General features: G+C 69.8%; 13 protein-coding genes. 7 read left to right on the top strand and 6 right to left on the bottom strand.

Translation table 11 applies throughout. The features are described 5' to 3' along the window. Together VGR06_RS14030 and VGR06_RS14025 are read left to right on the top strand one after the other, a co-directional pair. Positions 1–158 (top strand): methylenetetrahydrofolate reductase (locus VGR06_RS14030; RefSeq protein WP_327559496.1); only part of this gene is annotated, 158 nt, incomplete at its 5' end. A gap of 5 nt (positions 159–163) precedes the next feature. Next, positions 164–901, top strand: coding sequence for a class I SAM-dependent methyltransferase (locus VGR06_RS14025; protein WP_327559495.1), 738 nt, complete (start codon positions 164–166; stop codon positions 899–901). Between the two features lie 165 nt (positions 902–1,066). Here VGR06_RS14025 and VGR06_RS14020 read toward each other — a convergent pair whose 3' ends face one another. Next, complete coding sequence (locus VGR06_RS14020) at positions 1,067–1,825, bottom strand: DUF3153 domain-containing protein (RefSeq protein WP_327559494.1); 759 nt, start codon at positions 1,823–1,825, stop codon at positions 1,067–1,069. On the opposite strand from VGR06_RS14020, the gene VGR06_RS14015 reads away from it, so the two are divergent. Further along, the gene (locus tag VGR06_RS14015) at positions 1,824–3,494 is read left to right on the top strand and encodes a DUF885 domain-containing protein (RefSeq protein ID WP_327559493.1); all 1,671 of its coding nucleotides are present in this window, start codon (positions 1,824–1,826) and stop codon (positions 3,492–3,494) included. The two genes, VGR06_RS14020 and VGR06_RS14015, sit on opposite strands and share 2 nt — an antisense overlap. A 59-nt stretch (positions 3,495–3,553) precedes the next feature. Here the strand turns inward: VGR06_RS14015 and VGR06_RS14010 are convergent, their stop codons facing one another. Together VGR06_RS14010 and VGR06_RS14005 are read right to left on the bottom strand one after the other, a co-directional pair. Continuing rightward, complete coding sequence (locus tag VGR06_RS14010; protein ID WP_327559492.1) at positions 3,554–4,120, bottom strand: GNAT family N-acetyltransferase; 567 nt, start codon at positions 4,118–4,120, stop codon at positions 3,554–3,556. Continuing rightward, complete coding sequence (locus VGR06_RS14005; RefSeq protein WP_327559491.1) at positions 4,117–4,638, bottom strand: YbaK/EbsC family protein; 522 nt, start codon at positions 4,636–4,638, stop codon at positions 4,117–4,119. Before VGR06_RS14005 ends, VGR06_RS14010 begins: the two co-directional genes overlap by 4 nt. Positions 4,639–4,854: 216 nt before the next feature. Here VGR06_RS14005 and VGR06_RS14000 point away from each other — a divergent pair, with 216 nt between their 5' ends. The 4 genes from VGR06_RS14000 to VGR06_RS13985 all read left to right on the top strand — a co-directional run bounded on the left by VGR06_RS14000 (position 4,855) and on the right by VGR06_RS13985 (position 7,831). Then, positions 4,855–5,268 (top strand): SAV_6107 family HEPN domain-containing protein, encoded by a 414-nt coding sequence (locus VGR06_RS14000; RefSeq protein WP_327559490.1) that lies wholly within the window; start codon positions 4,855–4,857, stop codon positions 5,266–5,268. Beyond that, on the top strand, positions 5,265–6,029 hold the full coding sequence (locus tag VGR06_RS13995; protein WP_327559489.1) for a maleylpyruvate isomerase family mycothiol-dependent enzyme: 765 nt from the start codon (positions 5,265–5,267) through the stop codon (positions 6,027–6,029). Before VGR06_RS14000 ends, VGR06_RS13995 begins: the two co-directional genes overlap by 4 nt. 42 nt (positions 6,030–6,071) lie before the next feature. Next, entirely contained in the window at positions 6,072–6,872 is an 801-nt protein-coding gene (locus VGR06_RS13990) for a VOC family protein (RefSeq protein WP_327559488.1), read from the top strand. Between the two features lie 254 nt (positions 6,873–7,126). After that, on the top strand, positions 7,127–7,831 hold the full coding sequence (locus tag VGR06_RS13985; RefSeq protein ID WP_327559487.1) for a VOC family protein: 705 nt from the start codon (positions 7,127–7,129) through the stop codon (positions 7,829–7,831). Here VGR06_RS13985 and VGR06_RS13980 read toward each other — a convergent pair whose 3' ends face one another. The 3 genes from VGR06_RS13980 to VGR06_RS13970 are packed head-to-tail and all read right to left on the bottom strand — an operon-like array spanning position 7,832 to position 9,565. After that, positions 7,832–8,524, bottom strand: a complete 693-nt coding sequence (locus tag VGR06_RS13980; protein ID WP_327559486.1) for an SDR family NAD(P)-dependent oxidoreductase — start codon at positions 8,522–8,524, stop codon at positions 7,832–7,834. Continuing rightward, a complete protein-coding gene (locus tag VGR06_RS13975) occupies positions 8,521–8,706 on the bottom strand; it encodes a DUF397 domain-containing protein (RefSeq protein WP_327559485.1) in 186 nt (61 codons plus the stop codon). Before VGR06_RS13975 ends, VGR06_RS13980 begins: the two co-directional genes overlap by 4 nt. Beyond that, complete coding sequence (locus VGR06_RS13970; RefSeq protein ID WP_327559484.1) at positions 8,654–9,565, bottom strand: helix-turn-helix transcriptional regulator; 912 nt, start codon at positions 9,563–9,565, stop codon at positions 8,654–8,656. The genes VGR06_RS13975 and VGR06_RS13970 overlap by 53 nt, the downstream gene beginning before the upstream one ends. Positions 9,566–9,676: the final 111 nt, after the last annotated feature.

Raw genomic sequence — 9,676 nt, 5'->3', positions numbered from 1 at the left:
CCGCCTTCCGCACCGAAGGCATGGAGATCGTCACCGAGCTCTGCGAACGCCTCCTCGCCGAAGGCGTCCCGGGCCTGCACTTCTACACCTTCAACCGCTCCAAAGCCACGATGGAGGTCGTCGACCGCCTGAACCTCGTCCCCAGCCGGACGAGCTAGAGCTGATGTCCGGCGCGCGGTTGTACGACACCATCGGAGCCACCTACACGGTGACGCGGCGCACCGAGCCGCGAATCGCCGAGCAGTTCTGGGCGGCACTCGGCGATGCGCGAACCGTGCTGAATGTCGGCGCGGGAACCGGCTCCTACGAGCCCTCCGACCGCGACGTCATCGCGGTGGAACCGTCGGTGGTCATGCGGGCGCAGCGCCCCGCCGGCGCGGCGCCGTGCGTGGCCGCCACCGCGGAGAGCCTTCCGTTCCAGGACCAGTCGTTCGACGCCGCGATGGCTTTCTCCACCATCCATCACTGGCATGACCCGATCGCCGGCCTGCGCGAGCTGCGGCGCGTCGCTCGCCGGGTGGTGGTGTTCGCGGGCGACACCGGTGACCCTGGCCGGTTCTGGCTGACTCGCGACTACCTGCCCGAGTTCGCGGACCTTCAGGCCGGCCGTCCTTCCCTGACCGAGCTGGCCCGCGCGATCGGAGCCCGGATGGAACCGGTGCTCGTCCCGTGGGACTGCGCCGACGGCTTCTTCGAGGCCTACTGGCGCCGGCCCGAGGCATACCTGGACGAGAATGTCCGTCGCGGAATATCGGTCTGGGCCAGCGTCGGGCCGGATGCCGAGCGGAGAGCGGTGCACCGCCTCCATGCTGACCTCGCCTCAGGCCGCTGGGCCGAACGCAACCGCGACCTCCTCGATCTCGAAGCGGCGGAGCTCGGCCTTCGCCTCCTTGTCGCCTGACCCCGCTCACGCCGGTGTGTTGGCTTGTGGCGGTGGTGTGTTGAGCGGTGGCGGGGCACCCCTTTGACCGGGCATCGGTCCGTCCGCCCGCGGCCCACCGCGCCATCGGCCAATGCGGCAACGCCAGACGCCAACACAGCGACGTGAGCGGCAAACTTGGCGGCGTCAGGCCGCTGCCTGGGCCTGCTCGGCGGCGAGTTGGCGTTGGGTGCGGCGGTGCCCGAGGAGCGCCAAGCCCAGCACGATGATGGCGACGCCGATCGCGGAGGAGCCGACGATCAGCACCCATTTTGTCCAGGAGACGCCGGACGTGTCGGTGTACTGGGCGGTGACGTTGAACTCGGTGACCGCGCCGGGCTTCGGCTTCCAGGTGACGGTGCCGTCCTCGTTGACCCCGTTGGTGCGGTTGATCGTGCCGGGGAAGGCCATTTTGACCAGCACGTCGGCCTTCTCCGCGGGCAGCTGGGTCAGGTCGATCGAGCCGGCCATCGACACCAGGTCGCCGGAGCGGCGGAAGCTCAGCCGGTACTGCTTCTGCTCGGTGATCGACTCCACCAGCACGGTCATGTCGGCGAACCGCAGGTCGTTGAACGTCAGCCGCTGACCGACATAGCCGTCCTGGGCGTACCGCTCGGTGTGCACCTTCTCCGCCAGCTCCGGCACGATCTTCAGTTGCGGGCCCTCGTCGCCGGTCTTGCTGGGCAGCGCGGCGATCACCACGTTGCCGGACACCAGGTCGTCCTGGGAGACCGCGAGCGCGGCCTGAATCCGAACGCAGCCGCTCAGGGAGAGCATGGCGAGCACGGCAAGCAACGCCAGGGCGGTCAGCCGGTAGGGGAGCGGGCGCACCCGGTCATCCTGCCAGCCGGTACCGACGAAACTCGGTGCCGGGTCCATGATCGGTAGCGGTAGCGTGCGGGCCATGGCGTCTGTGCACTCCCTCAGCGACCGGTACGTCGACGAGTTCGTGGCCTTGGACCCGATCTCCGCGACGTTCCAGGGCATAGCCGGGTACGACGACCGGCTGACCGACTTCTCGACGGAAGGCCATCAGGCCCGGGCGGAGCTGTCCGCGCGCGCGTTGCGCGAGGTCGCCGCGGCCGAGCCGGCGGACGACGGGGAGCGCAACGCGCAGGCCGTGTTCGCCGAGCGGGTCGGGCTCGACCTGGAGCTGCATGAGTCCGGCCTGCACGCGGCCTCGCTCAACGTGATCGAGAGCCCGGTGCAGATCGTCCGGCAGGTGTTCGACCTGATGCCGACCGGGACGGCCGCGGACTGGGAGGTGATCGCGGCGCGCCTGGCGGCGGTGCCGGACACGCTGGCGGGGTACCGGTCGGCACTGGCGGACAGCGCGGGCAACGGGATCGTGTCGGCGCTGCGCCAGGTGGAGCGCACCGCCGGGCAGTGCGACACGTGGTCGGGCGCGGACGGGTCGCCGTCGTACTTCGACACCCTGGTCTCCGGGGCGTCCGGGGTGAGCGAGTCGCTCCGGGCCGAGCTGGACAGCGCCGCGCGGGCCGCCGCGAAGGCCTACGGCGAGCTGGCCACGTTCCTGCGCGAGACGATCGCGCCCGTGGCGCCGGCCGAGGACGCCGTCGGTGCGGAGGTCTACCGGCTCTGGTCGCGGCTCTACCTGGGTGCGGCGGTGGATCTGGCCGAGGCGTACGAGTGGGGCTGGGCGGAGTTCGGCCGGATCGAGGCGGAGATGAAGGCGGTCGCCGACCGGATCAAGCCCGGCGCGGGCATCGCCGAGGCGGCCGCCGCGCTCGACGCCGACCCCCGCTACCAGCTCACCGGCCAGCCGGCGCTGGTCTCCTGGATGCAGGAGCTGTCCGACCAGGCGCTTGCCGACCTGCGCGACGTGCATTTCGAGATCCCGGACGAGCTGATGCGGCTCGACTGCAGGATCGCCCCGCCGGGCGGCCCGGTCGGCGCCTACTACACCAGCCCCACCGACGACTTCTCCCGCCCCGGCCAGATGTGGTGGTCGGTGCCGGCCGACCGCGAGGAGTTCTCGACCTGGCGCGAGGTCACCACGGTCTACCACGAGGGCGTCCCCGGCCATCACCTCCAGGTCGCCACCGCGGTGCACGAGGCGGCGCGGTTGAACAGGTTCCAGCGCCTGCTCGCCTGGGTCCCCGGCTACGGCGAAGGCTGGGCCCTCTACGCCGAACGCCTGATGCGCGAGTTCGGTTATCTCGACGACGACGGGAACCTGCTGGGAATGCTCGACGCCCATCTTTTCCGTGCCGCCCGGGTCATCGTCGACATCGGCATGCACCTGAAACTGGAAATCCCCGCCGGCACCGGTTTCCACGAAGGTGAGCGCTGGACTCCGGACCTGGCCCTGGAGTTCATGACCACCCGCACCATCACCGATCCGGTGGCCGTCCGCGACGAGATCGACCGCTACCTCGGCTGGCCCGGCCAGGCCCCCGCCTACAAACTCGGCGAACGCCTCTGGCTGGCTGCCCGCGACGATCTCCGTACCCGGCACGCCGCGGCGTTCGACCTCAAACAGTTCCACATGGAAGCCTTGCGCATGGGGCCGATGGGCCTGGGCACCCTCCGCGAACGCCTCGCCGTGCTGTGAATGCCCTGAAGGTGACCTTCAGGGCATTCAACGCCCTGAAGGTCACCTTCAGGGCATGGCTACAGGAGCGGTAAGCGGCGCCCCAGCACCCCGAACGGCCGCGGGTCCCCAGTGAACCGGTAATGGCGCAACACGTCCACGAAACCCAGGCGCGTATACAGGTTCCAGGCGCGCGACGGCCCCTCGGGCGTCGACAGCAGAACATTGGTGGCGTGGACGCCGGACAGTAAGCGGCGTAACAATTCCGCGCCGGTGCCGTGGCCCTGGCTGTCGGGGCGGACGTGGACCTCGGTGAGCTCGAAGTAATCGGTGAGCCAGGCGTCGGCGGCGGGCGGGCCGGAATGCTCGATGATGCCGCGGCGGACCTGCTCGTGCCACCACTGGCCGGGGGCGCCGCGGTAGCCGTAGGCGATTCCGACGAGGCGTTCGTTCGGGTCCAGCGCGACGACGCAGCGCCAGTCGGTCCGGAGCATGTGGGCGAGCCACATGGGGGCACGTTGCTCGGCGGTGCCTTTGGGGTAGCGCATGGCGGTCACGTAGAGCGAGAGCGCCTCGTGGAGTCGGGACCGCAGTTCGTCGGCGGACAGTTCGACGAACCGCTCAACGCGGGGCGGCACTGAGGTCACAGAGATCCATCCTCCTCCTCGCCGGACACGTCCGCAGCCACGCCCCCGGTGAGCGTGATCAACTCGGCGAACGTGGTGGGAAACAGCGACTTCGCGTGGCCGGCGGCGGCCCAGACCACCTCGTGCCGGGCCAGCCACGGGTCGACCAGCGTGCGCACCGGCCGCGGGTGGCCGACCGGGGCGACCCCGCCGATGGCCTGGCCGGTGTGCTCCCGCACGAACGCCGGGTCGGCCATGACCACCCGCTCCGCGCCGGCCAGCGCCGCCAGCCGGTCCGGGGCCGCCCGGTGCGCCCCGGAGGTCAGCGCCAGCAGCGGTTCCACCGAACCTTCATACACCGCACGGAAAAGCAGGCTGTTCGCGATCGCCCCGACGGGCACGCCGAGCACCTGCGCGGCGAGCGCGGCGGTGCGTACCTCGCCGTCGAGGATCCGGATGCGGTCGGCCGCGGCGGCGAGCCCGGACTCGCGCAGCGTGGCGGCGACCTTGGCGATGGCGGGGTGGTCGAGCGTGGCCATACGAACATCAGATCACGTTCACGGTGCGTGACGGGAGGGAAATTCCGGGCCGGGGTTGAGCGGGCCTACTCCGGGAGTTAAGCTCGAACTGTTCGAACAGGTGTTCGAGCACTGCCCGGTGGTGGGGTGGGGGAAGCGCCTTGCCACCGGGCGCCGCCGGCTTCCCCACGGCGTGGTCGTCACATCCCGTGATGGCTTTGAGCCGGAGGAGGCCTCATGACCATGACCCTGGACTTCCCGATCCAGCCCGCCGTTCCGCCGTCCGCGCTGCGCCTGCTGGCCGAGGCGGAGCACGGGCTGGTCGAGGCCGGGCACGAGCCCAACCCGGCGCACCGCTTCGCCATGGCCTACCTGTGCGCGCTGCGGGCCGCCGCGGCGATGCTGGCGCTGCGCGGCCGCCCGCACCGCGCCCGGTCCCGCCCGACCAGCGTGTGGACGCTGCTCGCCTCGGTGGCCCCGGAGTTGCGGGAGTGGGCCGCGTTCTTCGCCTCCGGCTCGGCCACCCGCGCGTCCGTGCAGGCCGGCATCACCCGGGTGGTCAGCCCGCGGGCGGCCGACGACCTGGTGCGGCAGGCCGAGCAGTTCACCGGCCTGGTCCGCCGGGCCGTCAACGGCGCAACCACCCGATGAGCTGGACGCTGACCGGTTTCCCCCGACTGCTGGAACGGATCGAGGCCGAGGCCGAGGCGATGGCCGGCTCGGCGGAGGGCGCCGACCCCGACTTCGAGGTGCCCGGCTGCCCGGGGCTCACGCTCGGTGACACCGTCCGGCACGTCGGCAGCGTGTACCGGATGGCGCTGGCCTGGGTCCGGTCCGGCGTGCGGCCGACGGCCTGGCAGCGCGAGCCGGACGAGGACCAGTCGGTGACGGACTACCTGCGGGCCGGGATGCGCGCGGTGGTGGATCAGCTCACCGCGCACCCCCCGGACACCCCCTGCCCGACCTGGTGGCCGGAGCACGAGACGTACGGGTTCTGGTACCGGCGGCTCGCGCACGAGACCACCGTGCACCGGGTCGACGTGCAGGCCGCGGCCGGCCTGGACCCGGAGCGGGTGCCGCAGGACGTGGCGGTGGACGGCGTGGACGAGGTGCTCACGCTCTGGTTCGCGCACCGGCTGGACGTGCTCGGGGTGTCCGGCACCCGGCACGCCCGGCTCAAGATCCGCACCGGCGGCCGCGAGTGGATGGCCCGGTCGACGCCGCACGCCACCTCGTCCTGGCGCGTGGACAACCCGGACGAACTGGGCGACGGCACCATCATCGCCGACCCGCACACCATGTACCTGTGGCTCTGGGGTCGCGTTCCGCCGCACACCCGGGATCTGGAACGGGAGGGCAGCGAGGATGCCATCGCCCAGATCTGGGCTCTCCTCCGCCTCGCCACCCGATGAGGCGGACCGCGCGGTGTCGGGGGGACCGGATAGCGTCTGGGCATGCCGGTGAGGCTTACCAGCGTCGTCTTTCAGGCCGAGGACGTGGACGCCCTTGTGTACTACTGGACGTCCTCGGTCGATGAGTGGCGCGTGGAGGCGAAGGCGGGCGGGGAGGTCCGCATTGTTCCGTCCGAAGAGGACGGTTCGACGCTGGATCTTACGTTCTCGCCGGGGGCGCCGGAGAAGTCCGGTAAGAACAGAATGCACCTCGACCTGAACACCTGGGGGATGCACGAGTACCAGGCCTCGCGCGAGGCGCTCCCGCTGATCGGCGGCCGCGTGATCGACATCGGGCAGGGCGAGCTGGTGCCGTGGACGGTGTTCGCCGACCCCGAGGGCAACGAGTTCTGCCTGCTCAAGCCGCGGGACCGGTACTCCGACGCGGGCGCGATCGCGGCGATCGTGGTGGACTGCGGCGACCCGGAGCTGCTGGCCGCGTTCTGGGGTGCGGCCACCGGTTGGGACATCATGGAGAGCGCCGCCGACTTCGCCACGTTGCGCGACCCCCGGCAGCCGGCCCGCGGACCGTTCCTGGAGTTCTCCCGGGTGGCCGACCGCAGCCCCGCGCTGGGCCGGCTGTGCTTGGGGTTCGAGTCGTACTGGGCGCACCAGCACGACGCGGACGTGGACCGGTTGTGCGAGCTGGGCGCCCGGGTGGTGCGCCGGCACGACGGTGAGGTGTCGTACTCGGTGCTGGCCGACCCGGAGGGCAACGAGTTCCGCGTGGTCATCCCGGTGTGGCCGCCCCCGGCGCCGGAGCGCTGGCGATACAAGGTCGACGGCCCGGCCCTGCACTCCTAATACTGCGGCAGCCGCACCTCGTCACCGTATTGGCGCGCCACGTCGCTATGTTGGCGTCTGACGCGGATGTGTTGGCTGGTGACGCCGAGGCAAGACACAGCTGACGGCGACCCCGACGCACAGTCGGCCAACATGGCGACGCCACGAGCCAATATGGCGACGTCACAAGCCAATATGGCGACGTCAGAGGGCCTGCGCGACGGTGGACACGGCCAATAGCCATGACTTCGGAATACCGCCTAACCTGTGTGATCATGCCGAACCGGTTCGTTCACCTCGCCGTCGACGCCGCCGATCCGCCCGTGATCGGCCGGTTCTGGTCCGACCTGCTCGGTTGGCCGGTGACGTTCGAGGACCCGGACGAGACCTGTCTTGAGGGCCCGGAGCTGGGCATCGTGTTCGTCCCGGTGCCCGAGCCCAAGACCGTGAAGAACCGGCTGCACCTCGACCTCGCCCAGCAGCCCGGCCTGGTCGATCGCGCGGTCGACCTCGGTGCGCGGCCGGCCGACATCCGCCAGGGCGACGTGCCGCATGCCGTGCTGAAAGACCCGGAGGGCAATGAGTTCTGCGTCTACGAGGATCCGCGGGAGAAGTTCGTCGCGAACACCGGCGCGGTCGCCGCGATGGTCTTCGACGTCGCCGACCCGCACCCGCTGGCACCGTTCTGGAGCGCGGCCATGGGCTGGCCGGTCGTCGAGACCCGGCCGCACCTGGTGTTCTTGCGGGCGCCGAGCGGGACCGGCCCCTGGCTGGCGCTGCTGAAGTCGGACGATCCCAAGCAGGGCAAGAACCGGCTGCATCTCGACACCGCGCCGCTCGCCGGCGAGGACCACGCCGCCGAGGTCGCCAAGCTCATCGACCTCGGCGCGCGGCCGGCCGACGTGGGTCAGGGCGACGTGCCGTGGACCGTGCTCGAAGACCCGCAGGGCAACGAGTTCTGCGTGCTCACCCCGCGATGATCAGGCCCGGCCGTACACCGGCAGGTGCGCGCCGCTGATCACGCCGGACGCCTCGGATGCCAGGAACAGGATCACCTCCGCGATCTGCACCGGCGTGACCCAGGTGCCGAAGTCCGCGTCCGGCATCGACGCCCGGTTCGCCGGCGTGTCGATAACGCTCGGCAGAACGGCGTTCACCCGGATCCCGTCGTCCAGGTACTCGGCCGCCATGGCATCCACCAGCGCGAGCACCGCGGCCTTCGAGGTGATGTACCCCGCCGCACCGGGGAACGGCTTCACCGCCGCCCGGCTCGACACGCACACGATGGAGCCGCCACCGGCCGCGATCAGGTGCGGCAACACGGCCTGCGACACGAGGTAGGTCGGCCGCAGGTTGAGCCGCAGTTGCTTCTCGAACTCCTCGATGTCGGTCTCGTGCACCCGACCGCCCATCGCGAACCCGCCGACCAGGTTCACCAGCGCGCCCAGTGGTGCGTCCGGCTCACCCGCGGCGAACGCGGCGACGGCCTTCGCGGAGTCCGGATCGAAGAGGTCGGCCTGCATGGTGTGCACGAGCGGGTGCTCAGCCACCCGCTTCAACTCCGCCTCGACGATCCACGGCACCACGACACGCCACCCGGCCTCGACGAACGCCGAGGTGACGGCCGATCCCAACCCACCGGTCCCGCCGGTGATCAATGCGGTCCTGCTCACCGCCCCAAGCTTGCCAGAAGCCGGCCGAACCGGCTGTGCTCAAACATCAACACGGGACCAGCCGGGTTCTTCGAGTCCCGAACAAAGATGACATCGCCAGGCCAAGCCAGTTCAACGCACTCGTTGACATCACTGAAAGAACTCTTCCGCCAGGCCAGGCTCGTCGTGTCCCGCCTTCTCATCGTGCTCCCTCCGAGGTGTGCCTAGCTCACGAGCCAGGCCAGCAATCCAGTCCATGGATTGTCCCTCGGTCAAGGCGACACGCGCGAGCGCATCCGCTATCCGTCGGAAGGCGGTCGTAGTCGGCCTGCGCTCGAGGAAAAGCACGGACGTGTCCACCTCGACGTGAACCACAGGGTGCAACTCGGTGAACTCCATCAAGTGGAATGCCTGCCTTCCGGGATGGAAGCCAAGGCCATCAGGGATAACTCGAATCTCCACATGTGGGCGAGTTGCCATGCGAAGCAGATGGTGAACCTGATCACTCATGACATCGCGGCCCGGACCGGTGCGGGTCAACACGTATTCATCAATGAAGAACCGGAGTTTTGGCGGATGCAACTGGTCGAAGATCTCGCGGCGACGAATCCGCGCTTCGACCCTGGTACCGACCTCATTGGCAGGGACCGTCACGGATGCTCTCATCAGCGCGCGGACATAGTCCTCCACTTGGAGGAGCCCAGGGACTGTGAGCGTTGAGAAGTTGGTGATGGCGATCGCTGCGTCCTCATAGTCAATGAGGGTTTGCAGCTCGACGGGAAGACGATCGTCGTAGTCCTGCCACCAGCCGGGTTCGTGGGCATGGGAGGCGAGCTTGATCAAGTTCTGCTTGGCAGGCCCCTTGATCCCGCACACTGCAAGCAGCGCGACCAGGTCGGGCACGCTGATGCCACGGGTACCGGTGTAGATCCTGCTTACCCTGGAATCCGACCAGCCGAGGCGATGCGCCAGTTTCCGGTTGCTCATACCTGCCGCGTCCGCTGCCCTGCGCAGGGCCAAACCCAATTCCCGGGCGCGGGCCGTTGGCCGTGGGTTACTCATGGAGAATCACGCTAGATCTACCCCTGTCCCGCCCGCAGCGACACGCCGGAACATTCACCCGTTCACCATGACCGGGACAGGGGGCCAATTTATTCCGCGGCCGATTCCGGG

It is taken from the genome of Actinophytocola sp. (genome assembly GCF_036002505.1).
GTDB lineage: Bacteria > Actinomycetota > Actinomycetes > Mycobacteriales > Pseudonocardiaceae > DASYTH01.
The sequence above is the reverse complement of the archived record's forward strand: the minus strand, read 5'-3'. Positions and strand labels throughout refer to the sequence as shown.